24 protein-coding genes are annotated in these 24,897 nt (G+C 70.4%); 17 read left to right on the top strand and 7 right to left on the bottom strand.

The window, feature by feature from the left end:
• The first annotated feature begins 22 nt into the window (after positions 1-22).
• The 5 genes from recN (at position 23) to DEJ14_RS15810 (ending at position 5,794) form a co-directional block, all read left to right on the top strand.
• On the top strand, positions 23-1,717 hold the full coding sequence (gene recN, locus DEJ14_RS15830; protein WP_111086585.1) for a DNA repair protein RecN: 1,695 nt from the start codon (positions 23-25) through the stop codon (positions 1,715-1,717).
• Positions 1,718-1,811: 94 nt separating this feature from the next.
• Positions 1,812-3,527 (top strand): CTP synthase, encoded by a 1,716-nt coding sequence (gene pyrG / locus DEJ14_RS15825; protein ID WP_181437642.1) that lies wholly within the window; start codon positions 1,812-1,814, stop codon positions 3,525-3,527.
• A 101-nt stretch (positions 3,528-3,628) separates the two neighbouring features.
• Positions 3,629-4,204, top strand: a complete 576-nt coding sequence (locus DEJ14_RS15820; protein ID WP_181437641.1) for an NUDIX domain-containing protein — start codon at positions 3,629-3,631, stop codon at positions 4,202-4,204.
• On the top strand, positions 4,201-4,782 hold the full coding sequence (locus DEJ14_RS15815; protein ID WP_111086583.1) for a DUF1349 domain-containing protein: 582 nt from the start codon (positions 4,201-4,203) through the stop codon (positions 4,780-4,782). Before DEJ14_RS15820 ends, DEJ14_RS15815 begins: the two co-directional genes overlap by 4 nt.
• Before the next feature lie 19 nt (positions 4,783-4,801).
• Complete coding sequence (locus DEJ14_RS15810) at positions 4,802-5,794, top strand: site-specific tyrosine recombinase XerD (RefSeq protein ID WP_111086597.1); 993 nt, start codon at positions 4,802-4,804, stop codon at positions 5,792-5,794.
• 52 nt (positions 5,795-5,846) lie between these two features.
• On the opposite strand, the gene DEJ14_RS15805 is transcribed toward DEJ14_RS15810, so the two are convergent.
• Positions 5,847-6,113, bottom strand: coding sequence for a hypothetical protein (locus DEJ14_RS15805; protein ID WP_111086582.1), 267 nt, complete (start codon positions 6,111-6,113; stop codon positions 5,847-5,849).
• 87 nt (positions 6,114-6,200) lie between these two features.
• Positions 6,201-6,647: a DUF2510 domain-containing protein gene (locus tag DEJ14_RS15800; protein WP_111086581.1), complete on the bottom strand. Its 447-nt coding sequence runs from the start codon at positions 6,645-6,647 to the stop codon at positions 6,201-6,203.
• A gap of 123 nt (positions 6,648-6,770) precedes the next feature.
• Between DEJ14_RS15800 and DEJ14_RS15795 the strand changes: the two genes are divergently transcribed.
• Positions 6,771-7,280, top strand: a complete 510-nt coding sequence (locus DEJ14_RS15795) for an ASCH domain-containing protein (protein ID WP_258373368.1) — start codon at positions 6,771-6,773, stop codon at positions 7,278-7,280.
• 9 nt (positions 7,281-7,289) lie between these two features.
• Here DEJ14_RS15795 and DEJ14_RS15790 read toward each other — a convergent pair whose 3' ends face one another.
• Positions 7,290-8,321: an LLM class flavin-dependent oxidoreductase gene (locus DEJ14_RS15790; RefSeq protein ID WP_502868767.1), complete on the bottom strand. Its 1,032-nt coding sequence runs from the start codon at positions 8,319-8,321 to the stop codon at positions 7,290-7,292.
• 56 nt (positions 8,322-8,377) lie between these two features.
• Between DEJ14_RS15790 and DEJ14_RS15785 the strand changes: the two genes are divergently transcribed.
• Together DEJ14_RS15785 and DEJ14_RS15780 are read left to right on the top strand one after the other, a co-directional pair.
• Positions 8,378-8,710 (top strand): TraR/DksA family transcriptional regulator, encoded by a 333-nt coding sequence (locus tag DEJ14_RS15785; RefSeq protein WP_111086578.1) that lies wholly within the window; start codon positions 8,378-8,380, stop codon positions 8,708-8,710.
• Positions 8,711-8,841: 131 nt separating this feature from the next.
• Complete coding sequence (locus DEJ14_RS15780) at positions 8,842-9,297, top strand: TIGR02611 family protein (RefSeq protein ID WP_258373366.1); 456 nt, start codon at positions 8,842-8,844, stop codon at positions 9,295-9,297.
• Between the two features lie 97 nt (positions 9,298-9,394).
• Here DEJ14_RS15780 and DEJ14_RS15775 read toward each other — a convergent pair whose 3' ends face one another.
• Positions 9,395-10,648 (bottom strand): MFS transporter, encoded by a 1,254-nt coding sequence (locus tag DEJ14_RS15775; RefSeq protein WP_111086577.1) that lies wholly within the window; start codon positions 10,646-10,648, stop codon positions 9,395-9,397.
• Positions 10,649-10,748: 100 nt separating this feature from the next.
• Here DEJ14_RS15775 and DEJ14_RS15770 point away from each other — a divergent pair, with 100 nt between their 5' ends.
• Entirely contained in the window at positions 10,749-11,114 is a 366-nt protein-coding gene (locus DEJ14_RS15770; protein ID WP_111086576.1) for an ArsR/SmtB family transcription factor, read from the top strand.
• A gap of 56 nt (positions 11,115-11,170) precedes the next feature.
• Positions 11,171-12,715 carry a DUF7059 domain-containing protein gene (locus DEJ14_RS15765; RefSeq protein WP_502868835.1) on the top strand — a complete coding sequence of 515 codons (1,545 nt, stop codon included), beginning with the start codon at positions 11,171-11,173 and terminating at the stop codon, positions 12,713-12,715.
• 18 nt (positions 12,716-12,733) lie between these two features.
• Here DEJ14_RS15765 and DEJ14_RS15760 read toward each other — a convergent pair whose 3' ends face one another.
• Entirely contained in the window at positions 12,734-13,594 is an 861-nt protein-coding gene (locus tag DEJ14_RS15760) for an NAD-dependent epimerase/dehydratase family protein (protein ID WP_111086594.1), read from the bottom strand.
• A gap of 183 nt (positions 13,595-13,777) precedes the next feature.
• Here DEJ14_RS15760 and DEJ14_RS15755 point away from each other — a divergent pair, with 183 nt between their 5' ends.
• The 3 genes from DEJ14_RS15755 to DEJ14_RS15745 are packed head-to-tail and all read left to right on the top strand — an operon-like array spanning position 13,778 to position 15,680.
• The gene (locus DEJ14_RS15755) at positions 13,778-14,524 is read left to right on the top strand and encodes a S8 family serine peptidase (RefSeq protein ID WP_111086575.1); all 747 of its coding nucleotides are present in this window, start codon (positions 13,778-13,780) and stop codon (positions 14,522-14,524) included.
• Positions 14,521-15,252, top strand: a complete 732-nt coding sequence (locus DEJ14_RS15750; protein WP_111086574.1) for an SAR2788 family putative toxin — start codon at positions 14,521-14,523, stop codon at positions 15,250-15,252. The genes DEJ14_RS15755 and DEJ14_RS15750 overlap by 4 nt, the downstream gene beginning before the upstream one ends.
• Positions 15,249-15,680, top strand: coding sequence for a hypothetical protein (locus tag DEJ14_RS15745; protein WP_111086573.1), 432 nt, complete (start codon positions 15,249-15,251; stop codon positions 15,678-15,680). The genes DEJ14_RS15750 and DEJ14_RS15745 overlap by 4 nt, the downstream gene beginning before the upstream one ends.
• 47 nt (positions 15,681-15,727) lie before the next feature.
• On the opposite strand, the gene DEJ14_RS15740 is transcribed toward DEJ14_RS15745, so the two are convergent.
• Positions 15,728-16,318 carry a TetR/AcrR family transcriptional regulator gene (locus DEJ14_RS15740; RefSeq protein ID WP_111086572.1) on the bottom strand — a complete coding sequence of 197 codons (591 nt, stop codon included), beginning with the start codon at positions 16,316-16,318 and terminating at the stop codon, positions 15,728-15,730.
• Positions 16,319-16,449: 131 nt separating this feature from the next.
• Here DEJ14_RS15740 and DEJ14_RS15735 point away from each other — a divergent pair, with 131 nt between their 5' ends.
• Both DEJ14_RS15735 and DEJ14_RS15730 read left to right on the top strand, forming a co-directional pair.
• The gene (locus DEJ14_RS15735; RefSeq protein WP_258373365.1) at positions 16,450-17,718 is read left to right on the top strand and encodes an MFS transporter; all 1,269 of its coding nucleotides are present in this window, start codon (positions 16,450-16,452) and stop codon (positions 17,716-17,718) included.
• Positions 17,719-17,766: 48 nt separating this feature from the next.
• On the top strand, positions 17,767-20,226 hold the full coding sequence (locus DEJ14_RS15730) for a glycoside hydrolase family 3 protein (protein WP_258373364.1): 2,460 nt from the start codon (positions 17,767-17,769) through the stop codon (positions 20,224-20,226).
• Between the two features lie 447 nt (positions 20,227-20,673).
• Here the strand turns inward: DEJ14_RS15730 and DEJ14_RS15725 are convergent, their stop codons facing one another.
• The gene (locus DEJ14_RS15725) at positions 20,674-21,690 is read right to left on the bottom strand and encodes an LLM class flavin-dependent oxidoreductase (protein ID WP_111086570.1); all 1,017 of its coding nucleotides are present in this window, start codon (positions 21,688-21,690) and stop codon (positions 20,674-20,676) included.
• 87 nt (positions 21,691-21,777) lie between these two features.
• On the opposite strand from DEJ14_RS15725, the gene DEJ14_RS15720 reads away from it, so the two are divergent.
• Both DEJ14_RS15720 and DEJ14_RS15715 read left to right on the top strand, forming a co-directional pair.
• Complete coding sequence (locus DEJ14_RS15720) at positions 21,778-24,381, top strand: DEAD/DEAH box helicase (RefSeq protein ID WP_111086592.1); 2,604 nt, start codon at positions 21,778-21,780, stop codon at positions 24,379-24,381.
• Positions 24,381-24,893, top strand: coding sequence for a GNAT family N-acetyltransferase (locus DEJ14_RS15715; RefSeq protein WP_111086569.1), 513 nt, complete (start codon positions 24,381-24,383; stop codon positions 24,891-24,893). Before DEJ14_RS15720 ends, DEJ14_RS15715 begins: the two co-directional genes overlap by 1 nt.
• Positions 24,894-24,897 lie beyond the last annotated feature (4 nt).

Genomic DNA, 24,897 nt, shown 5'->3' with positions numbered 1-24,897 from the left:
GCCGAGGCGAGGAGCACCACCGATGATCGAGGAGATCGCGATCCGTGACCTCGGGGTCATCGGCGAGACCACGCTCGAACTCGGTCCGGGGTTCACCGTCGTCACGGGCGAGACCGGTGCCGGCAAGACCATGATCGTCACGGCCCTCGGGCTGTTGCTCGGTGCTCGGGCGGACGCCGGCTCGGTCCGCCGTGGTGCCTCGAGCGCCGTGGTCGAGGGCCGGTGGAACGTCCCCGAGCACGCTGCCGTCGCCGAACGCGTCGAGGACGCCGGCGGCGCGGTGGAGGACGGCGAACTGATCCTCACGCGCACCGTCTCGGCCGAGGGGCGCAGCCGTGCGACCGTCGGGGGCCGCAGCGCTCCCGTCGCGGTGCTCGGTGAACTCGCGGACCAGCTCGTGACGGTGCACGGCCAGTCCGACCAGATCCGACTGACCTCGTCGACCGCGCAGCGTGCGGCGCTCGACGGCTTCGGCGGGGCGGCCCTCGAGAAGGCCCTGAACCGGTACGTCGCCGCGTACGACGCGTGGCAACAGCACACGGGCGAACTCGAGACACTGACGCGCGACCGCGACGAGCGGGTGGCCGAGGCCGACCGGATCCGCGCTGCCTCGGACGAGATCGAAGCGGCCGACCCGCAGCCCGGCGAGGACGTCGAGCTCGCCGAGCGCGCCGACCGGCTCGGCAACCTCGAGGAACTCCGGCTGTCCGCGGCCCTGGCGCACGAGGCCCTGTCCAGCGAGTCCCTCGACGGCGTCTCCGACGTCGTCGGCCTGGTCGAGTCCGCCCGACGCGCCGTCGAGCGGGTCGCCGACTCCGACGCCGCCCTGCAGCCCGTGCTCGAGCAGCTCACGGAGCTCGGCATCCAGGCGGCCGAGGCCTCGGCGAGCATCTCCAGCTACCTCGGCTCGCTCGAGCCCGAGGCCGGGCACGACCTGGAGCTCATCAACGAACGGCGCGCCCTGCTCGCCGGCCTCACCCGCAAGTACGGCGAGACCGTCGACGACGTCATCGCCTACGGGCAGCGGGCGAGCGACCGCCTGCTCGAGCTGGACGGCGACGACGACCGCATCGCCGCCCTCCAGGAGGCCCTCGAACAGGACGAGCAGGCACTCGGGGCGGCAGCGGCCGCGTTGACCGCTGCCCGCACGAAGACGGCGGCGGACCTCGCGAAGCGCGTCACGACGGAACTGAAGACGCTCGCGATGGCCGGCGCCACCCTCGTGGTCGAGGTCACCGACGCGGGGGAGTACCGCCGACACGGACGCGACCAGGTGTCGATCCTGCTGCAGCCGCACTCCGGCACCGACCCCCGACCGATCGGCAAGGGGGCATCGGGCGGCGAGCTCTCGCGCGTGATGCTCGCGATCGAGGTCGTGATGGCCGGCAGCACGACCGTGCCGACGTTCGTCTTCGACGAGGTCGACGCCGGCGTGGGCGGTGCGGCGGCGATCGAGATCGGCCGTCGGCTGGCGAAGCTCGCCGAGCGCACGCAGGTCATCGTCGTCACCCACCTGGCGCAGGTCGCGGCGTTCGCGAACAACCACCTCAACGTGGTGAAGGACGCCAGCGGCGCCGTGACCTCGTCGAGCGTGCAACGGCTCGAGGGCGAGGACCGCCTGCAGGAGATGGCGCGGTTGCTCTCGGGGCTCGGCGACAGCGCGAGCGGCGTGGAGCACGCCCGCGAGCTCCTCGACGTGGCCGGCCAGACGGCCTGACGCACGGCCCGAAGACCCGGCCACCCACCCCGCGCAACGCCCACGGCGAACCGAGGTCGCGCCTCCCGGCAGTTCTGACGTACGATGGAATCCCGTGGCGGACACTCTCAGCAGCGGTACCCAGGCAAACACCCCGACCCCGAAGGTGACGAAGCAGATCTTCGTGACCGGCGGGGTCGTCTCGTCTCTCGGCAAGGGCCTGACGGCAGCCAGCCTCGGCAATCTCCTGACGGCTCGCGGCCTCAAGGTCGTCATGCAGAAGCTCGACCCGTACCTCAACGTGGACCCGGGCACCATGAACCCGTTCCAGCACGGCGAGGTCTTCGTGACCGACGACGGTGCGGAGACGGACCTCGACATCGGGCACTACGAGCGCTTCCTCGACATCAACCTGGCGCAGTCGGCGAACGTCACGACCGGCCAGGTGTACTCGACGGTGATCGCCAAGGAGCGTCGTGGCGAGTACCTCGGCGACACCGTGCAGGTCATCCCGCACATCACCGACGAGATCAAGCGTCGGATGCGCGAGCAGGCGGAGAACGACCCGCAGCCTGACGTCATCATCACCGAGGTCGGCGGCACCGTCGGCGACATCGAGTCGCAGCCGTTCATCGAGTCGGCGCGCCAGGTGCGCCACGAGCTCGGTCGCAACAACGTGTTCTTCGTGCACGTGTCGCTCGTGCCGTTCATGAACGCGTCGGGTGAGCAGAAGACGAAGCCGACGCAGCACTCGGTCGCCGCGCTCCGCTCGATCGGCATCCAGCCCGACGCGCTCGTGCTGCGGTCGGACCGTCCGGTGTCGGAGTCGAACAAGAAGAAGATCGCGCTGATGTGCGACGTGGACGAGGACGCCGTGGTGAACGCGGTGGACGTCCCGTCTATCTACGACCTTCCGACGCTGCTGAACAACCAGGGCCTCGACCAGGTCATCGTCGACGCGCTCAAGCTCGAGGCCGGCCCGGTCGACTGGACCGCGTGGACCCCGGTGCTCCGTGCCGTGTACGAGCCGAAGAAGGACGTCACGATCGCCCTGGTCGGCAAGTACATCGACCTGCCGGACGCCTACCTGTCGGTCACCGAAGCGCTCCGTGCCGGCGGTTTCGCGCACGACGCGAAGGTGACGCTGAAGTGGGTCGTCTCCGACGACTGCACGACGCCCGAAGGCGCTGCGAAGCAGCTCGGCGACGTCGACGGCATCTGCATCCCCGGCGGGTTCGGCGTGCGCGGCATCGAGGGCAAGCTCGGCGCGCTGCGCTTCGCCCGTGAGCAGGGCATCCCGACGCTCGGCCTGTGCCTCGGCCTGCAGTGCATGGTCATCGAGTACGCCCGCCACGAGGCCGGCCTGACCGACGCGTCGAGCACCGAGTTCGACCCGGAGACCTCGACGCCGGTCATCGCGACCATGGCGGAGCAGGTCGACATCATCGCCGGCGGCGACCTGGGCGGCACCATGCGCCTCGGCCTGTACCCGGCGACGTTCACGTCGGGGTCGTTGGCCGAGTCGCTCTACGGTGCGCCCGAGGCGTCCGAGCGCCACCGTCACCGCTACGAGGTCAACAACACGTACCGGCAGCAGATCGCGGACGCCGGCCTGGTGTTCTCGGGCACCTCGCCCGACGGCACCCTGGTCGAGTACGTCGAGCTTCCGCGCGACGTGCACCCGTTCTACATCGCCACGCAGGCGCACCCGGAGCTGCGCTCGCGTCCGACGAACGCGCACCCGCTGTTCGCGGGGCTCGTCGCGGCCGCGATCGAGCGCCACGAGGCGTCCAGCCTGTTCGACCCGCAGAACGAGGAGCAGGTCGCGTAAGCGGAGGCCAGCCACGGTCGGACGGGAGGCGCAGTGCCAGCTGGCACCGCGCCTCCCGTCCGTCGTCTGGTTCCGCGAGGGGCGCGTGCTTGGATGGTTCCGTGACTGACGCACCCATCGCTGACGAACCCGCCTCGTTCGAGGTCACCGAGTCGACCGTCGTGTACGAGGGGGCCGTCTGGGACGTGCGCCGGGACGCGATCGCCTACAACGACGAGACGATGGTGCGGGAGTACATCGACCACACCGGTGCCGTCGCGGTCTACGCCGAGGACGACGAGGGCCGGGTCCTCGTGATCCAGCAGTACCGACACCCGGTGCAGGTGCGCGACTGGGAGCTGCCGGCCGGGCTGCTCGACGTCGAGGGAGAGGACCTCCAGGTCGCTGCCGCCCGAGAGCTGGCAGAAGAGGCCGACCTCGAAGCGGACACCTGGGAGCCGCTGGTCCGGTACAACACGTCGTCGGGCGGGAGCAACGAGTTCCTGCAGGTCTACCGCGCCCGGGGCGTGCGGCCCACGACGACGGCGTTCGAGCGCGAGGCCGAGGAGGCCGACATCGTGAAGCGGTGGGTGCCGCGGGCCGAGCTGGTGGAGGCGATCCTCGACGGTCGGCTGCAGAACTCCGGACTGGTCGTGGCCGTGCTCGCGGTGGATGCGCTCGAGCGAGGCCGCGCATGAGCCTGCGAGAACTGGTCGACGCGGCGACGTGGACGCACGAGCCCGAGGCCGTGGAGTTCGACGGCGATGTGCTGCGGGTCACGGCGGCCCGGGGCAGCGACGCCTGGCGGACCACGTCGTACGGGTTCGTCCACGACTCCGAGCACGCGCTGGTGCAGCCCCTCGACGGGTCGTTCTCGGTCGAGGCCTCGTTCGTGCTCGACTACACGGAACAGTTCGACCAGGCCGGCGTCTTCCTGCGCGTCGACGAGCGGAACTGGATCAAGGCCGGTGTCGAGGTCTCCGACGGGACGCCGCAGCTCGGCGCCGTGGTGACCCGTGACTTCTCGGACTGGTCGGTGGCGCCCGTGTCGGAGTGGGTGGGACGCGTCGTGACGGTCCGGGTCAGCCGCGAAGGCGACGCCGTGACCGTCCGGGCGTGGGCCGACGACGAGCAACCCCGGCTGGTGCGCGTCGCGTACCTCGATCCCGATGCTGCCGTGTCGGCCGGACTGTTGTGCGCTGCTCCGACGCGTGCCGGCCTGACCGTGAGCTTCACCGGGTACCGGGTCGGGGCGCCTGACGAAGCGCTGCACTGACCGTGCGCCTGCTGTCGTGATTCCGCTCGACCGTGCCACGGAGACGTACCTGCGGCACGTCGCGATTGAGCGCGGCCTGTCGCAGCACACCCTGTCGGCGTACCGGCGAGACCTGGCGGTGTTCACCTCGTGGCTCGCAACGGCTCCGGTGGTCGACTCCGACGGTGCCGACCGAGCCGGCGGGGCGTCTGCGATGGACGACGTCGGGCGGTTGGCGCGTGCGGACGTCTCGGAGTTCGTGACCTACCTGGCGACGAAGCCGGACGGTCCGCTGGCACCGAGATCGATCGCCCGGATGCTCAGCTCGGTGCGGTCGTTCACCGCCTTCGCGGCGGGGGAGGGCTGGCTGCCGCTCGACCCCGGTACCGCCGTCCGGCCGCCGAAGGCCCCGATGCGGCTGCCGAAGGCGATCTCGGTGGAGGACATGGAGCAGCTGCTGGGCGCGGTGTCCGTCGACGCCGACGACCCCGTCCAGCTGCGTGACAAGGCCCTGCTCGAACTGCTCTACGCCACCGGCGCGCGGATCTCCGAGGCGGTGGGGTTGTCGGTGGACGATGTGACCACGTTGTCCGACGACTCGGCTCCGGACGCCGATGGCCTCGCCGTCGTGAAGGTCACCGGCAAGGGCAACAAGCAGCGGGTCGTGCCGCTCGGCAGTTTCGCGCGGGCTGCGATCGATGCTTACCTGGTGCGGGCCCGGCCGGTGTTCGCGGCACGAGGGGCCTCGACGCCGGCGCTGTTCCTCGGCGCCCGGGGTGCCCGGCTGTCACGGCAGAGCGCGTGGCTCGTGATCCAGTCGGCGGCAGCGGCGGCGGGCCTCGAGGCGCACGTGTCGCCGCACACCTTCCGGCACTCGTTCGCGACGCACCTGCTCGAGGGCGGCGCCGATGTGCGTGTGGTGCAGGAGTTGCTCGGGCACGCGAGCGTCGCGACGACCCAGATCTACACGATGGTCACGGCGGACATGCTGCGGGACGTGTACCAGACGGCGCATCCGCGGGCGCGGCGGTAGCGGGCGCGGCGGAAGCGTCTCGCCCACGAAGGCGAGACCCTTCCGCCACGCATCAGCTCGAGTGCCCCCGGCGGCGACGCGCACGATGGCCGAACGAGGCCCAGGCGAGGAACATCCCGGTCAGGAGACCGAACATCGCGACACCGAGGAGGCGCAGCTCGACGTCGGAGACCCCGTTCGGCATCACGCTGACCAGCCATCCGAACCACAGGACGATCGGCAGGACACGCAGGAGCCTCGAGGCCCACCGATCGGTGAATTCCCCGGCCGTGGACAGGGCGAACCCGACGAAGAGTCCGACGAACATGGGTGCGATCATGCTGGAATACTGCATGACAGGGCTGTTCGATCTCAACATCTGGCGACGGTTGCCACGAGCTGCGGCTGGTTCGTGCGGCGTTCTGCGTCAGAAGAGGTGGAACTGGGCCGACGCCGCCACCGCGCCCGTCGCGACCGCCACCACCACCGCGCTCGAGGATGCGCTCCTCGCGGCGACCGCCCACCCGCCGGTCGCACCGGGGCGGACGACACCGACGAACCCGCACACGAGCGCGAGCAAGCTGCAGGCACCCAGCGGGTTGATGAGGATCGACGTCAGGGCCAGCAGCACCGCGAGCACCGTGAACACGCACAGCCGTCGGTCGCGACCGCCGCCGGACGCCCACGCGTGCGTCCGGATCGAGGCCGTGTGCACCGAGAACGAGGGTCCGACGGGTGCGACGGCGACCGGCAGGATCGGCTCCGGTGCGCTCGCCACGACCCGGGTAGCGGCACCCCAGGCGTGACCGTCCCACCAGCGGAGACGGCTGGCGTCCTGCGGGTCCGGGAACCAGCCTGCGGCCGGCAGTGTCACGGGGACTCCTCGAGGTGCGGGGGACGGTGCTCCTCGACGGTACGAGTCGGGACGGTCCTGCCACAGTCCCAAGGCGGGTGTCGGCACAAGTGCGGACACCCGGCGGTGCGCTACGGTCGGCTGGTGACCACGACCCTCGACGGCTTCTGGAACGCGCGGCGGGGCGAGGCCCCGGAACTGCCGACCGAGGTGCCGGAGGCGTGGTCGTTCGGTGCAACTCCGGAGCAGGCGGACGAGCTGCTCGGCCTGGTGCTCCGCGGGGTCAAGGACGGCACGGCGTCATCGCTCTGGGACTACGAGGCGATGGGTGACCCGCTCCCCGCGACCGGTGAGTGCAGCATCGTGACCGACGGCGCCGGTGTTCCCCGAGCCGTCATCGAGACGACGGACGTCCGGATCGTCCCGTTCGACTCCGTCGGGGCCGAGCACGCGCGCGCCGAAGGCGAAGGCGACCGGACTCTCGACCACTGGCGGACGGTGCACGAGGCGTACTGGCGTGAGCACTCCGAGAACCCGCGCGGCTTCGAACCGGACATGCCGGTGGTCTGCGAGCGCTTCCGGCTGATCTGGCCGACGTCGACGTCGACGCCGACGCCGACGGCGGAGACGCTGCCGCCGACCGTCAGTGCCTGAATAAGCGGGTCAGGCGGGGACGGGTGCCGCGTCGACCTCACGCATCACGCCGGCGACAGCGGCCAGCAGCCGCGCGTTGAAGTCGACGCCGAGCTGGTTCGGCACCGTGACGAGCACGGTGTCGGCAGCGCGGACCGCCTGGTCGGCCGCCAGCTCCGCGACGAGGTCCTCGGGCGACCCGATGTAGGACCGGCCGAAGCGTGCCAGACCGCCGTCGAGGTGTCCGACCTGGTCCTGCCCCTCGACCTGTGCGCGGACGCCGAAGTAGTGCCGTGACTCGTCGTCGATGATCGGGATGATGCTGCGGGAGACGGAGACGCGCGGGGTCCGCTCCCAGCCCGACTCTGCCCACACTCGGCGGAAGCGCTCGATCTGTTCGGCCTGCAGTTCGTCGAACGGCACGCCGGTGTCCTCGGTGAGCAGGGTCGACGACATCAGGTTCATGCCCTGCTCGGCCGTCCACTCGGCGGTGGCCCGGGTGCCGGCACCCCACCAGATGCGGTCGCCGAGCGAGTCGGAGAGCGGGGAGATCGGCAACGATCCGACCGAGCCGGTCATCTGCGGGTTGGCGTTGGCCATCGGCTCGCCGGCGATGGCACGACGGAACACGCTGGTGTGCGCGCGGGCCATGTCCCCGCCGTTCTCGTCGGACGCGTCCGGCACGTAGCCGAACTGCTGGTAACCGGCGAGGGCGGTCTCGGGTGAGCCACGGGAGACGCCGAGCTGCAGTCGTCCGCCGGAGATCAGGTCGGTCGCCGCTGCCTCTTCCGCCATGTACAGCGGGTTCTCGTAGCGCATGTCGATCACGCCGGTCCCGATCTCGATCCGGCTGGTCTTCGCGGCGATCGCGGACAGCAGGGGGAACGGTGCGGCCTGCTGCGGTGCGAAGTGGTGCACGCGGAAGTAGGCGCCGTCGACGCCGGCCTCTTCGGCAGCGACCGCGAGGTCGATCGCCTGCACCAGGGACTCACTCCCGCTGCGCACCCTCGACCCCGGCACGTCGCGCCAGTGTCCGAACGACAGGAACCCGATCTTGGTCATGTCGATGCAAACGCATCCGGAGAGTCGGGCATTCCGTCACGACTACGGTGTCCGCCATGGACGACCCCCGCACTGCACTCGACACGGAACGCGCCCGCAACGAACGGCTGCTCGCCGACGTCGAGCGGAGCATGCGCGACGTCAGTGACGCCCGCCAGGACGCCAACTCCGACGACGAGCACGACCCCGAGGGCGCGACCCTCGCGTGGGAGCGCGGCTCGCTCGGCGCCGTCCGTGACGCGGCCCGGCAGCGGATCGAGCAGGTGGACGCCGCGCTCGCGCGGCTCGACGCCGGCACCTACGGAACCTGCGCGGTCGGCGGCGAACCGATCCCAGCGGCCCGATTGGCCGCCGTCCCGTGGGCCGCGACGTGCGTCGCCCACGCATGACGGGCCTCCCGGCGGACACCCGCTGACGGACGGGAGGCACGGCGCATCCCCGCCACACGTCCTCCATCACGCGCACCGCGCGTCCACCGCGTGCGCCGCGGATTCCCAGCCGCACGCCCTACGTTTTCGGCATGGATGGCGACCCGAACGACGGACCCGGCGAGAGCCGGACCGACGGTGCGCCGCGTCAGCGCTTCCAGTGGTTCCACGACATGCGGACCTGGATCCACGCCAGGCCGCACCTGCACCTGTTCTACAAGGTCCTCGTCGGCATCGTCGGCGGGCTGGTCGTCATCATCGGACTCATCCTGGTGCCGCTGCCCGGGCCGGGGTGGCTCGTGGTGTTCATCGGACTCACGGTGCTGGCGAGCGAGTTCCACTTCTTCCACAAGATCATCGTGTGGCTCAAGGCGCAGCTGCACCGCTTCTGGGACTGGGCCAAGCGGCACGGACCGAAGCGCCTGCGCGATGCTGCCGACCGGGGCAAGGCCGACGTCGACGCCGCCCACACGGGTGCTGCTCGGACGGTCGGCGTGCGTGCTCGTGGACGGGCGCGCGGCGCGAACTCGGCGCACCCGGGGCACTAGCCGTCGGCTGGTGCGAGGTTGATCACTCCGTGCGGTGCTGTGGCCTCGCACCGTGTGGTCAACCTCGCACCAACCTCGCACCAAGCGGACGGCCCGCCTACTCCGCCGCGACGCGGATCGAGCCGGTGGCGGTGCGCTCGATGACCTCGGCGGCCTGCTCCTCGACGGCGGCCGCGTCCTTCGACACCAGCTGCAGCACGAGCGCGACGACGGCCGCGAGGACGATGAACCCGCCGTACCCGGCGATGACGGGGACGAGTCCGATCGACGGTTCGAGCAGCCCACCGATGACGGCGGGGACCCCGAACGCCAGGTAGCTGACGACGTAGATCGTCGAGAGCAGTCCGGCGCGGTGTGTCGGTGCCGCGGTCGCGAGCAGCATCCGCAGCGGTGCCTGGAACCCGGCACCGAAGCCGACGCCGGCGATCGCACTGCCGACGACGAGCCCGGGCAGTGAGTGGGCCATCACGAACGCCACGGTCACGATGGGGCCGAGCACCAGGGCGACGAGCCCGACGAGCACGGCGCGACGAGCATCCATCCGCTGCGTCGCGAGCCCGGTCAGTGCGCCGACGCCCGTGACGACGGCGATGAGTGCGCCGGCCGCGAAGTGGTTCGTGATGCCGAACACCGCACCGAGGGCCGAGGGGACGAATGAGAGGAACATCCCGCCGAGCGCCCAGCTGGCGACGAGGGAACCGACGACCCCGCGGAACAGTCGACGCGAGCTCCGCGGCACGCTGATCGTCGGGCGCAGCGAACGGAGTGCTCCGGGGCGCCGTTGGACCAGCTCGGGGACCACGAACAGTGCCAGCACGAGGAGCACGAGCAGCGCACCGAAGACCAGGTAGACGAGCTGCTCCGGCGCCGGACCCCACTGGACGAGCGCACCGCTGGACATCGCGCCGGTGGCGAGTGCGATCGGCGGGATGACGCCGTTCAGCACGCCGGCCAGGGTCGGGTGCCGCTCGAGCGAGTTGTCGATGAGGGCCGCTCCGAGTGCACCGATCAGGAGGCCGACGGAGACGCCCTGCACGATGCGGTCGACGATGAGCGCACCGACGCCGTCCGCGATCGCGAAGAGCCCGAGCGACAGGGCGACGCCGAGCCCACCGGCGACGAGCACGGGCTTGCGGCCGACGTGGTCGGACAGTCGGCCGGCGATCAGCAGGCTCGCGAGCAGCCCGGCGACGTAGATGGCGAAGACGCCGGTCAGCATGAGCGGCGTGAGGTGCCACTCGGCGGCGTAGACCGGGTAGATCGGCGAGGGGACCGCGGACGACGCGACCGACACCAGGAGCATCGCCGCGAGGATCCAGAACCCGACAACCGAGCGAGCTGACTGCTGCATGAGCATCCTTCCGATGGTCCGTTGTACGAGTGCATTCGTACCGCAGTCCGCTGTACGACGCAAGTCGTACAGCAAGCCGAACGGTGGTAGCGTCCCGTCCATGCCCGCGCACGTCGATGCCCCCGAGCGGCTGCCCCAGCCGGCCGTGGCCGAGATGGACCTCCCCGTCGTCCTGGACGCCCTGAGCGACCCGATCCGGTTGGCGATCCTGCACCGCTACCTCGTCGACGCGGCCGGTGGTGAACGGAGCTGCGGCTGGGTCGGCATCGACCGACCGAAGTCCACGCTCACCCACCACTTCCGGGTCCTGCGCGAGGCCGGACTGCTCGAACAGCACCTCGAGGGTCTGACCCGGATCAGCCGGGTCCGCATCGAGGACGTGCAGCAGCGGTTCCCGGGGCTGCTCGACCTGGTGCTCGACTGGCAGGTGCCCGCGGCGCTGCTCCGCGACGGGATCGAGTCGTGAGCACGGTGCCCGGCGCGGGTGCCGCCGCCGGCGCGGGTGCCGCCGCCGGCGCGGGGGTGGCCGTGCACCGGCTGCCCGACATCGGTGCTGACCCGGCAGTGACGACGGCGCTCGCCGCGGACCTCGACGCCGCCGGCTTCACCGTCGACCGGGTCGACGCACTCTGGGGGACCGAAGCGGCCGCATCGCTGCACCGGGGGTCGCGAGTGGCGGCCCTCCGTGCCCTGGGTGCTCGTGAGACATCCCCGCTCGGCACCCTCGCCACCCTGTTCGTGCTCGGACTGCCGACGTCCCGCGCGGACGCCGCAGCCGCGTTCCCGTCCGCCGGGCTCGACGTCGTGGTCGCGGCAGGGCTGCTGACGGCAGACGGAGACGACGTCCGCCCGACGGTCGACCTGCGTCCCTACGCCTTCGTCGACGACCTCGGCGCCGGCAGCTGGTGGATCGTCTCGGACCTCGGCGAGCTCGCCCTCGGCCACGCGATCAGCGAGGAGCACGTCCTCGGCATCGGCGGCGCCACCACCACCCTGAGCGGCCTGCAGGTCCCCGTCCCCGTCCGCACGGTGCTCGACCTCGGCACCGGATGCGGGATCCAGGCCATGCACGCCCGGCGCTTCGCCGAGCACGTGGTCGCCACGGACATCTCGCGCCGCGCCCTCGACATCGCCCGTTTCAACGCGCAGCTGAACGGCATCGACGGGATCGACTTCCGGTACGGCTCCCTCTTCGAGCCCGTCGCGGGGGAGCGGTTCGACCGCATCGTGTCGAACCCGCCGTTCGTCATCACACCTCGCCGGCCGGGCGTCCCCTCGTACGAGTACCGCGACGGCGGCATGGTCGGCGACGCGCTCGTCGAGACCGTGCTCCGTGGCCTGTCCGAGCACCTCGAGCCCGGTGGGACCGCGCAGCTGCTCGGCAACTGGGAGTACCACTGGGGCGTCGACGGCCTCGACCGCGTGCGCAGCTGGTTCGCGGACACCGACCTCGATGCGTGGGTCATCGAGCGCGAGCGCCAGGACCCCACGTCGTACGCCGAGACCTGGATCCGCGACGGCGGTACGAAGCCCGGAACACCCGAGTTCGACACGCTGATGGGCGCCTGGCTCGACGACTTCGCGGACCGCCGCGTCACCGGCGTCGGCTTCGGGTACGTCGTGGTGCGTCGAGCCCTGCCAGGAGGAACGGCGAGCCTCCGCCGGTTCGAGCGCGTCCCCGAGACGCTCGGCTCCAACCCCGCAGGGCTCGGTGCCACGGTCGCTCGCGTCCTCGACGCGGCCGCCTGGCTCGCCGACCACGACGACGCCGCGCTCGCCGTGGCGCACCTGACGGTGGCGGGCGACGTCACCGAGGAGCGCTACTACTGGCCGGGCAACGACGACCCGACGGTGATGACGCTCGTGCAGGGCGGCGGACTCGGACGGCGGGTGGACGCGGACACGGCGCTCGCCGCGTTCGTCGGAGCCTGCGACGGGGAGTTGTCCGTCGCCGCGATCGTCGGCGCGCTCGCGCAGATCACGGGTGTCGACGAGCAGGTGCTCGCTGCCGACCTGCTGCCGGCGGCGCGCGACCTGGTGCTCGACGGGCTGTTGCTGCCGACGTAGCCGCGGTCGCGGGCGCTGTCAGCGCCCGTCGCGCCAGCTGTGCTCCGGGGCGTAGCCGAGCAGCTCGCGAGCCTTCTCGGACGACAGCAGCGAGCTGACGCCGTCGATGTCCGCACGACGCTCGATGTCGGGCACGTAGCGCTCGACGAGCTCGATCGTCGGGGTGTCCATCACGGTGTCGGGGCTCGCGATGACGAACGCCTCGAACCCGGTGAGCTCAGCCTCGACGGCCTTGCGGACCGCCTGGGCGCCGTCACGCGAGTCGATGTACGACCACAGGTTGAAGGTCTTCGCCTCGGGGGTGGCGTCCCACGGGAACGCGGGGTAGTCGGTCTCGTCCATCACGTTCGAGAACCGCAGGCCGATCATCTTCAGCTCCGGGTCCCAGCGGGTGAAGTGGCGGGCCATCTCCTCCTCCACGGCCTTGCCGAGCGAGTACGACGACTGCGGACGGACCGCGAACTCCTCGTCGACGGGCAGGTAGGGCGGGTGGTGCTCGCCCATCGGGATGCCGAGCAGGGTCTCGCTCGACGCCCACACCAGGTTCTTGATCTTCGCGGCGCGAGCGGCGTGGAAGACGTTGATCGACGCCGTGACGTTGTTCGTGATGAGCGCCACGTCCGGCACCTGCCCAGGTGCGGGGACGGCCGCGAGGTGCACGACGGCGTCCACGTGGTCGTACCGGTCGTCGATGCCGAGCAGGGCGTTCAGGACCTGGCCGTAGTCGGTCAGGTCGATCCGGACGAACTGCACGCCCTCGGGCTGGTCAGGGGAGGGCACGCGGTCGAGCAGCACCACGTCGTACCCGTGCGCATCGAGGTCACGCACCACCGCTCGTCCGAGCTTGCCGCTGCCGCCGGTCACCACTACACGCGTCATCGCGTCACTCCACATCGTCGTCGGGTCGCCCTTCGGGCATGGCCCATCCTGCCCGGTGTCGGCTGACCCGGCCAGGCCCTGTCCGTACCCCGCTTGGCAATGTGCCTGCAGGATTTCAGATCTCACGTGTCGTATGACAGTCTCGATCTCATGCTTCGATGGGGATGCGGCGCAGTCGCGGTCATGACGCTGCTGGCTGTCGCCGGCTGCGCGCATGTGTCTGACTGGACGCCGACTCGATCAAGCAGCGACCGGAGTATCGCGATCATCGACGGGGGCATGAAGCCAGCGGGCAAGGTCCAGTTCTCGGTGGCTGGCTCGTGGACCGTTCCCGGCCTTCCGAGCGAGCCTGTTGATGGACACGCCGATCTCCTCGCCGCAGTGATCGGAAAGCTCGGGGATGCTGCGCCGTCGCTCCTGGACGTCCGGGTGGCGACTCCGGGTCACGCGGCGACCCCGGATTCGATCGCACAAGGGCTCGACTGGGCCGTGGGCCGAGGAGTCGACATCGTGTTGATAGCGCTCAGCGGTCGTTCTGACTCGGTCACCCTCCGACAGGCGTTGCGTCACGCCGACCACAACGGCGTCCTCGTGGTGAGCAGCCTGCGGAACGAGTTGGTCGGTGCATCGTCGTTCCCTGCGGATCACGAGTCCGTGCTCTCCGTGTCGAGCGTCGACGAAGCCTTGGCGCGGGCCGCGACATCGCCGCGCGACGGTGACGTCAGCGCGCTCGGCGTGGAAGTCGACCTCGGAGATGGACGGGTGATCTCCGGTACCAGCATCGCTGCGGCTTCTGCCGCCGCTGCGGTGGTCCGGTGCGGTCCGCCGTCCGCATCGCGAAGCGACCTGATCCGTGACGCGCAGCGTCGCGGGCTCCGAGACGACCGCGGCGTCCCAGTGCTGCGGTGCACCGAAAGGAACAAGCAATGAAGCTCTTCAAGCGGGCAGCGCCCGTCGGCATCCTCGTGACCGTGGCCATGGTCTTCGGCCTCGTCACACCGGCCTCTGCAGAATCGCTGGAGCCCGACCAGGGCGAAGCAGTCGTCGATGTGTCTGTGGACATGCAGGGGATGCCAGCCGACGAGGCGTCGGTCGCGACTCAGATCGAGTCTGAGCTCGGGCTCGAGGGTGAGGCCGTCGTGTCGATCGACGCCTACGAGATCGACGAGGTGCGTGTCGAGACAGAGCAGGAGGGCGAGGTCCTCCAGGACACGTACTCGATCAGTGACGTCACGATCGTCGATGACGAGAACTTCTCGGCGCTGCTGACGTCTGATTCGACCGGTGAAACACACTTCATCGACACATCGGTAGCCGAAGCTCAGGTGCTTCCGCTCATCCTCGTGGTGCTGGCACGCGTGGGGATCCAGATGGCCATCCGTCAGTTCTCGAAGGCCGCGATCCAGAGCGCAGCGAAGAAGTACGCTCTCTCGCTCGCAACGAAGAAGTGGACGCACATCATGGCGTCGAAGCACAATTGGCGCTACGTCGGGGGGACGACGCGAGCGAAGGTGGCTGATCTGATGAGCAAGGCCGTGGTCAATGGACGCTCTTCGAAAGCTCGCGACCACATCGACTACACCTGGGGGTACAAGGGCCGGACGATCACCGTCCGGACATCAACGGGTGGCCACATCAGCAACGGATGGGTGAAATGAGCGGCATCGCTGACCTGGTCGACGCGGGCAAGATCGGTGACGCCGTGCAGCAAGCTCGTGGGCTCACCCCGCAGCGGGTTCGCGAACTCCTGTTCGCGTCCGGAGGCTTCATGCGGGACTCAGGGCCGTACGACGAGTTCCTCCGTCGCTGGTACGCCACGCTCGAGAGCCCGTACCTGCGAGCAGAAGCGGCCGATTGGTTCTGCCAGGCCTACCTGACCGAGCTCGCCGACGTCCCCGGCGCGGAACAGCACGGCGCGGCATTGGCGACTGAGTCGAAGCGTGACGTGCTCGAACATCTCGCGAGTGAGATGCGGGGGCGGAACATCTCGGATTGGTCGACCTCTCCGGAGGAGCCTCTGTCGAAGGCGCAGGTTCGTGCCTGGGCCGACGCGTCGTACGTGCTGGCCTCGGTGCGGTTGCCCTGACCGTCGCGTGACCGGAGGCGCGGCGCTGGACCGCGCCGTGCCTCCGGTCAGGCGGTGGGGGCGACCTGGGCGATCGCGAGGCGGGCGACGAGCTCGACGTGCTGCGCCATGTCCCGCGACGGGTCGAACAGCCACTGGATCTGCATGCCGTCGGACACCGCGAGCAGCACGCTCGTCAGCTCCTCGGCATCGACGTCGGCGCGGAGTCGTCCGTCCTGTTGCATGGTGCGGAAGTCGGCGGACAGGTCGCGACGGCTGCGCTCGTAGCGCTCCTGGAAGTAGGCGTGGGCGGGGTGCTCGGGGTCGGTCGCAGCGGCGGCGGACAGGTTGACGAACATCTGCACCAGGCCGGGGACCTCGGCGTTGTGCCGGACGATCGCCGCGAGCAGCGCGGCGGGGTCGGGTGCCCGCCAGTCGTGGGCGAGGTCGAGCTGGTCGCGTCGTCGCAGGATCTCGACCCAGAGCTCGTCCTTGGAGTCGAAGTAGTGCAGCAGGCCGGCCTGCGTCAGCCCGACGGCGTCGGCGATGTCCTTGATGCTGGTGCGGCGGAAGCCCTGCGAAGCGACGAGGTCGAGCGCGACCGTGAGGATCTCCTCGCGCTTCGCGATGCCCTTCGCGTACGAACCCCGTCGTGCCATGGCAGGACTGTACCGCTCGGAGTGCACACAGAAAACCTAGCCGTGTTTGGTTTTGGTGTTACGGTGGCACGAGCCGCCGATGAAGGCGTGCGAGTCACCGGTGCAGGTGGCGTCCCCGAGAAGAGGTTGCAGTGGCCAACGACGCCCTGACCGTCAACGACACCCCGACCGCAGTCGCACCCACGCGCGGCCGAGGTGCCCCGCTCATGTACACGCTCGGCATGCCGATCGCGATGCTCGGCCTGTACATCGCGCTGCTGCCGCCGGTGCTGGTCGCCATGGCGCTCAAGGTCGCCGAGATCGCGCCGGACAACCAGGCGGGCGTGCTCGGCCTGGCACTCGGTGTCGGCGCGTTCGCCGCGATGGTCGCCAACCCCCTGGCCGGTCGCTTCAGCGATCGGACTGCCGGGAGGCTCGGCATGCGTCGTCCGTGGATCATCGGTGGCACCGTGGTCGGCTTCGCGGGCCTCGTGGTCGTCGCGACGACCACCTCGACCGTCGTGCTGGTGATCGCGTGGGGCGTCACGCAGATCGCCTACAACGCCACGATCGCCGCCATGACCGCGGTGCTGCCGGACCACGTCACGCGGTCCCAGCGCGGCCGGGTCGCGGCGCTGCTCGGGCTCTCCCAGAACCTCGCGCTCGTCGGCGGCACGTTCCTCGTGCAGCTCTTCTCGACCTCGGCGACGCAGATGATCATCCCCGGCGCGATCGGGTCGATCGTCGTCGTGCTCTACGCGCTCGTGTTCCGCGACCGCGTGCTCACCAACCGGCCGACGTCGAAGCTCAGCGTCGGGCAGGTCTTCGGCTCGTTCGTCTTCAACCCCGTGAAGCACCCGGACCTCGGGTGGGCGTGGCTCACCCGGTTCCTGATGGTCGCCGCGCAGTACACGGCGGTGAGCTACCTGACGTACTTCCTGCGGGACGACATCGGGGTGGACCCCGACCACGTCGCGAACGCGGTGTTCCAGGGAACGCTGTGGAACGTCGTCGGCATCGTGCTCACCTCGCTGATCGCCGGCTGGCTGTCGGACAAGCTCGGCCGCCGCAAGCTGTTCGTCGCGATCGCGGGCATCGTCGGCGTGGTCGGGCTCGTGATCATCGCCCTCGCGCCGTCGCTCGGCACGGTCCTGGTCGGCGAGTTCGTGATGGGTGCCGGCATGGGCGTCTTCTACGCCGTCGACCTGGCGCTCATCACCGACGTGCTGCCGTCCGACGAGGACAACGCGAAGGACCTCGGCGTCGTCAACATCGCGCAGGCGCTGCCCCAGTCGATCGTCCCCGCTGCGGCCCCGGGCGTCATCGCCCTGACCGGCGGGTACAGCGGCTTCTTCATCACCGGCGCCGTCGTCGGACTGCTCGGCATCGTCTCGGTGTCCCGCATCCGCGGCGTGCGCTGACCACGCTTCCCCAGGCTCTGAACGAAAGGACCGACCACCGTGACTACCGTGAACGACGTGACCACTGCCTCCAGTACGGCCGAGCGCATCGACGCGCTCGTCGACCAGCTGACCACCGACGAGAAGGTGCAGCTCCTGACCGGGCGCGACTTCTGGACCACCTGGCCCATCGAGAAGATCGGGCTGCGCCGGATCCTGATGTCGGACGGCCCCTCGGGCGTCCGTGGTGAGGTCTGGGACGAACGCGACCCGTCGCTGAACCTGCCCTCGGCGACCGCGCTGAGCGCGTCGTGGGACCGTGCGATCGCGAAGCGCTACGGCGCCGCAGCAGCCGTCGAGGCACGCCGCAAGGGCGTCGACGTCGTCCTCGGCCCGACCATCAACCTGCACCGCTCGCCGCTCGGCGGCCGGCACTTCGAGGCGTTCAGCGAGGACCCGGTCCTGACCGGTGACCTGGCTGCGTCGTACGTCGACGGTGTGCAGGAGAACGGCGTGGCCGCGACCCCCAAGCACTACATCGCGAACGACTACGAGACCGACCGCTTCACCGCGTCGACCGAGGTCTCCGACCGTGCGCTGCGCGAGCTGTACCTGCTCGCGTTCGAGAAGGCCGTGACCGAGGCGCACGCCTGGGCGATCATGTCGTCGTACAACTCGATCAACGGCGTCACCGCGTCGGAGCACGACCTGCTCGAGACGCCGCTGAACTCGGAGTGGGGCTTCGACGGCATCGTCGTGTCCGACTGGACCGGCGTGCGCTCGGTCGACTCGGCGAAGGCGTCGCAGGACGTCGCGATGCCCGGACCGAACCAGTGGTGGAGCGAGGGCCCGCTGCTCGCCGCTGTGCAGTCCGGTGCGGTGCCGATCGAGGCGATCGACCGCAAGGTCCGCCGCATCCTGACCCTCGCCGCCCGCGTCGGCGCACTCGAGGGCTTCGAGCCCGTGGCCGCGCAGCCGGTGCACGTCGAGGACGGCATCGCCTTCGTGCGCGAAGCCGAGGCCGAGGGCACCGTCCTCGTCCGCAACACCGGCGTGCTGCCGCTCGACGCGCCCGCCGTCTCCCGCATCGCCGTCATCGGCCACAACGCCGACCAGGCCCGCACGCAGGGCGGTGGCTCGGCCACGGTCGTGCCGTCGCAGGTCGTCTCGCCGCTCGACGGGATCCGTTCGGCGTTCCCGGGCGCCACGGTGGACTACGCGATCGGTGCCGTCGTGCAGGAGGGCATCGCGGAGTTCCCGCTGTCCACCATCACGAACCCCGGCACCGGCGAGCCCGGCGCCCGCGTCGCCTTCGTCAAGGACGGCGAGGAGCTGTACGTCGAGGACCGTCGCGCCACGGCACTGTTCTGGTTCGGCGGCGATGCCCCCACGCGTGAGGCCGACCGGCTCGACATCACCACGACCTACACCGCGCCGTCCACCGGCACCGTGCGGATCGGCATCGGCGCGGCCGGCCGGTCGCGGATGTGGATCGACGGGGAGCTCGTGCTCGACGAGGACGTGCCCTTCGAGGGCGACCAGCTCGGCGCGGCGTTCCTCAACCCGCCGGCACGTTCGGTGCCCGTGTCGGTGACCTCGAGGCAGCAGGTCGCGATCCGCATCGAGTACGACGTCATCCAGGACGAGACCCTCGGCGGCGTGCTCGCGTACCAGTTCGGCACCGAGCCGTCCGACGAGGACCCGTCGGTGCTCATCGATGCGGCGGTCGAGGCTGCCCGAACTGCCGACGTCGCCGTGGTGGTCGTCGGCACGAACTCGAAGGTCGAGTCCGAGGGCTACGACCGCTCGTCGCTCGCGCTGCCCGGGCACCAGGACGACCTGGTGCGTGCGGTCGTGGCGGCGAACCCGAACACGGTCGTCGTCGTGAACGCCGGCTCGCCCGTGGAGATGCCGTGGCGGAACGACGTCGCCGCGGTCCTGCTCACCTGGTTCGGTGGGCAGGAGTACGGCAACGCGCTCGCCGACGTCCTGACCGGAGCGCAGGAGCCCGGCGGACGTCTGCCCACCACCTGGCCGGTCGCGATGGCCGACGTGCCCGTGCTCGACGTCACCCCCGTCGACGGCAAGGTCTCGTACGACGAGGGCGTCCACATCGGCTACCGTGCGTGGCTCCGTGCCGGCACCACGCCGGCGTACCCGTTCGGGCACGGCCTCGGCTACACCTCGTGGACCATCGACGGCGTGGTCGCGACGCCGACCGTGTCCGAGGGCGACGCGGTCATCGTCACGGCGACGGTCGCGAACACCGGACCGCGCGCCGGCAAGCACGTCGTGCAGGTCTACGCCTCGCGCGAGTCCTCGGCGGTCGACCGTCCGGCGCGCTGGCTCGTCGGGTTCGCCCCGGTCCGCCTCGGCGCGGGGGAGTCGACCGAGGTCTCGATCGAGGTGCCGGCCCGGGCGTTCGCGCACTGGGACGGAGCCTGGCAGTACGAGCGCGGCACCTTCACGCTGCACGTCGGAGCCTCGGTCACCGACGAGTCCGGGACCGCGGCCCTCGAACTGGAGTGACCAGTTCGTCCGGTTTCCGCGCACGGACGACGCCTGTTGAGTAACATCGATGTGCGCCAGTCGGCTGGTTACCGTCGGCGCACGCACCGACTACGGGGTCGCTGGGTGTGCGACTCAGCCTCCTGATCCGGCTGACGATGCCCCAGCTTCCCCGGTGCGTCCAGAATGCGTCCCCGCGTCCGCGCGGGGGCGCATTCGTTTGTCCCGACTGTTTCCAGTCCGGAAGGGGTTCGGCGAACCGGTTGACGGACTTCGTGCGATCCGGGCAAAACGGGTGACGGATGATCAACTTTCTCGTCCTGAGGGCGCATCTGAGTGTGACAAACCGCTCGGTAGGTGGAACGATGGTGCCACCATCCCGTGCGGATCAGGGACGAGATGGTCATCCGGCAGGGCTCTCGGGACTCACCGATCCGATCTGAGCCCGCCGGATGTCCTGATCCGTTCTCAGGCCCGCAGTGCCGGCGCGATCTCCTCGGCGACGATGCGCAGGATCCGCTCGTGCGCGGCCACGTCCCCGTTCGCCGGCAGGGTGATCACGAGCTCGTCCGTCGCGGTGACGGCGGGGTCGTCGAGCAGTGCATCGACGATGGCGGCCGGCTCGCCGGACAGCACCTTGCTGAACCGGAACGGCGGACCGGAGAGCGGTCGGCCCTCGTCGTCCATGCCCGACGCGTACCCGGTCAGGAACTCCTCGTGCACCGCGCGGTCGTGGTCGTCGAGCAGCGGCACGACGATGCGGCCCACCGCGACCTTCGACGTGCGGCTGGTCCCGCCGTGCAGCTCGGTGAACCGCTCGCCGTAGGCGGCGATCTGGTCGGCCTGCGCCTGGGCGAAGGGTGCACCGGTGTCCTCGGTGTTCAGGGTCGAGCAGTGCAGGAGCAGCCCCTTCTCGGCCGTGCGCACCGCCGTACCCATGCTGCCGCCGCCCCACCACACGCGGTCGCGCAGGCTGGGGCTGAGCGGCTGCAGGGTCAGGTCCGCACCGGCCGGGATGCTCTCGTAGCCAGACCCCGCGCTGCCGAGTGCGTCGCCGTCGAGCACCTCGAGCAGTCGGGCAGCCCGGGCCTCGGCCTCGTCGCGGAACGAGCGGTCGACGGCGCCGAACACCGGGTCGAGGATCGGCCCGTACCCGGCGATGCCCGTGCTGATGCCGAGCTGCACGCGCCCACCGCTCAGCAGGTCGACCGTGCTGGCGTCCTCGGCGAGGCGCACCGGGTCCTCGTAGCGCATGCCGAGCACCGCGGTGCCGAACGCGATGGTGCTCGTGCGCTGGGCCGCGGCGGCGAAGAACGTCATCGGGCTCGTCAGGAAGGGCTCGAAGTGGCGACCGCGGACCCAGCCCGTGCCGTAGCCGAGGGTCTCGGCCGTCTCGAACAGCCGCAGACCGTCCTGCAGGGCGCTCGCCGCACCCGCAGTGCCGCCGTGGTTCGGGACGAAGGTGAGGAAGCCGAGTTCGCGCATGACGCGAGTCTATGCGCGCGTATGGAGCCGGGCCTCCCGGTCGACCGTACCGACCACCTCGTCACCGCAGCCTGGGAGGATGGAGCCATGACCGACGTCACCACCGTGCCCCCGCTCGTCGCCGCGATCCCGGCGGCGGTGGACGGCGTCGTCGACGCCGACGAGGTCTACGAGGCCTTCGCCGCCTGGGCAGCCGAGGGCGGCCGGCCGTTGTACCCGGCGCAGGACGAAGCGGTCATCGAGCTCGTGTCCGGTGCGAACGTCGTGCTGAGCACCCCCACCGGTACCGGCAAGTCGCTCGTCGCGGCCGGCGCACACTTCGCCGCGCTCGCCGAGGGCAAGCGGAGCTACTACACGGCACCGATCAAGGCGCTCGTCTCCGAGAAGTTCTTCCAGCTCGTCGAGCTGTTCGGCGCGCAGAACGTCGGCATGGTCACCGGCGACTCCAGCGTGAACGGCGACGCCCCCATCGTCTGCTGCACGGCCGAGATCCTGGCGAACCTGGCCCTGCGCGAAGGTCCGGACGCCGACGTCGACGTCGTGGTCATGGACGAGTTCCACTTCTACGGCGACCCCGACCGGGGTTGGGCGTGGCAGGTGCCGCTGCTCGTGCTCGAACGCGCGCAGTTCCTGCTGATGTCGGCCACCCTCGGTGACGTCACCACCATCGCCGACGACCTGTCCCGGCGCACCGGCCGACCCACCGCCCGCGTGACCGGGGTCAGCCGACCGGTGCCGCTCGAGTACGAGTACGTGATGACGCCCGTGCAGGAGACCGTCGAACGGCTGTTGGAGGAGGGCAAGGCGCCGATCTACATCGTGCACTTCGCTCAGGCGGCTGCGCTCGAACGGGCGCAATCGCTGATGTCGGCTCGCGTCGCTGATCGGGCGCGTCGAGACCAGATCGCGGAAGCGATCGCGGGCTTCCGCTTCAGCGCCGGGTTCGGACAGACCCTGTCCCGCCTGATCCGCGCCGGCATCGGCGTGCACCACGCCGGCATGCTGCCCAAGTACCGACGGCTCGTCGAGCAGCTCGCACAGCGCGGACTGCTGCCCGTCATTTGCGGCACCGACACCCTGGGCGTCGGCATCAACGTGCCGATCCGGTCCGTGCTGTTCACCGGACTGACGAAGTTCGACGGCACCAAGATGCGGCAGTTGTCCGCACGTGAGTTCCACCAGATCGCCGGCCGTGCCGGCCGCGCCGGGTACGACACCGAGGGTGACGTCGTCGCCGAGGCCCCCGAGCACGACATCGAGAACGCCCGCGCCGTCGCCAAGGCCGGCGACGACCAGAAGAAGAAGAGCAAGATCAAGCGGAAGAAGGCGCCGGAGGGGTTCGTGTCCTGGGGACAGGCCTCGTTCGACCGGCTCATCGGCGCCGAACCGGAGCCGATGGTCTCGCGCATGCGCATCACGCACGCGATGGTGCTGTCGGTGGTGGCCCGCGGCGGTTCGGCGTTCGACGAGGTGCGCTCGCTGGTGTTCGACAACCACGAACCGCGTGCCCGCCAGCTCGCGATGGCCCGGCGTGCGCTCGTCATCGCCCGGACCCTCATCAACGCGCAGGTCATCGAGCGGGTGCCGGGGCCTCCGGTCTCCTACCGGCTCACCGTCGACCTGCAGTCGAACTTCGCCCTCAACCAGCCCTTGTCCCCGTTCGCGCTCGCCGCGTTCGAGCTGCTCGACCCTTCTTCGCCGACGTACGCCCTGGACATGGTCTCGATCGTCGAGGCGACACTGGACGACCCGCGGGCGATCCTGTCGCAGCAGCAGTTCAAGGAGCGTGGCGAAGAGGTCGCCCGCATGAAGCGCGAGGGCATCGAGTACGAGGAGCGGATGGAGCTGCTCGAGGAGGTCACCTGGCCTCGCCCGCTGTCCGAGCTGTTGGAGGCGGCGTATGAGGCGTACGCGGCGGAACAGCCCTGGGTCCTCGACTTCCAGCTCTCGCCGAAGGCCGTCGTCCGCGACATGTACGAACGCGCGATGACCTTCGGCGACTTCGTGCGGTTCTACCAGCTCACCCGGTCCGAGGGGCTCGTGCTCCGGTACCTGTCCGACGCCTACCGCACCATGCGGCAGACGATCACCGAGGAACAGCGGAACCAGGAGCTCGACGACCTGATCGAGTGGCTCGGCGAGGTCGTCCGGCAGACCGACTCCTCGCTCGTCGACGAGTGGGAAGCGCTGCTCAACGGCGACGTGCTGCTCGCCCTCGCCGAAGAGCAGGAGATCGCGCCGCCGCAGCCAGCGCGGCTCACCGGCAACGTGCGGGCCTTCACCGTGCTCGTGCGGAACGCACTGTTCCAGCGGGTGCTGCTCGCCGCACGGGACGACGTCGACGGCCTCGGGGCACTCGACGCCGCTGCCGGGTTCGACGGCGACGCGTGGGACGCGGTGCTCGAGGAGTACTACGAGTCGCACGACGAGATCCGCACCGACGCCGACGCCCGGTCGATGTCGTACCTGGTGCTCGACCAGACGGGAGCAACGGGTGCCGGGGCGACGGGGGCTGCTGGTACGTCGCGCGTGTGGCGTGCACGGCAGATCTTCGCGGACCCGTCGGGCGACAAGGACTTCGGGTTCTCGGCGACGATCGACCTCGACGCCTCGGACGAAGCCGGCGAGGCCGTCGTCCGGGTCACCGAGATCGGACGGTTCGACGGGTGGACCGACGTGGACGTGGACTGATGCCGGGCGGTGCTGGTCCGTTCGTCGTGCGAGCGCTCGGCGCTGACGACGTCGACGCGTTGCAAGCGCTGCTCGAGACCGTGCCGGACTACGCCGAGCGGATCACGGGGTACCCGCCGGGGCCGTCCGACGGACTGAGCGCCCTCGTGTCGGTGCCGGACGGCTTCGACCCGGCGGGCAAGCACGGGATCGGGCTGTGGGACGGCGACTCACTCGTGGCGTTCGCGGACGTGCTGCTCGGGTACCCGGCACCGACCACGGCGTACGTCGGACTGCTCGTCGTCCGTGGCGATCGGCAGGGTTCCGGCCTCGGCCGGGTCCTGCACGAGGCCGTCGTTTCCCTGGCAGCCGACGCCGGCGCCGACCGACTGCGACTGGGGATCGTGGCGACGAACGCGGCCGGTGCGGAGCCGTTCTGGCAGGCGCTCGGGTACGCACCGACGGGGGAGCGGAAGCCGTACCGGTACGACGGGCTCGAGAGCACGGTGGCGTTGTGGGAGCGGGCGGTCTGATCCT

Origin of the sequence: Curtobacterium sp. MCJR17_020 (assembly GCF_003234365.2) — a bacterium.
Lineage (GTDB): Bacteria > Actinomycetota > Actinomycetes > Actinomycetales > Microbacteriaceae > Curtobacterium.
The sequence above is the reverse complement of the archived record's forward strand: the minus strand, read 5'-3'. Positions and strand labels throughout refer to the sequence as shown.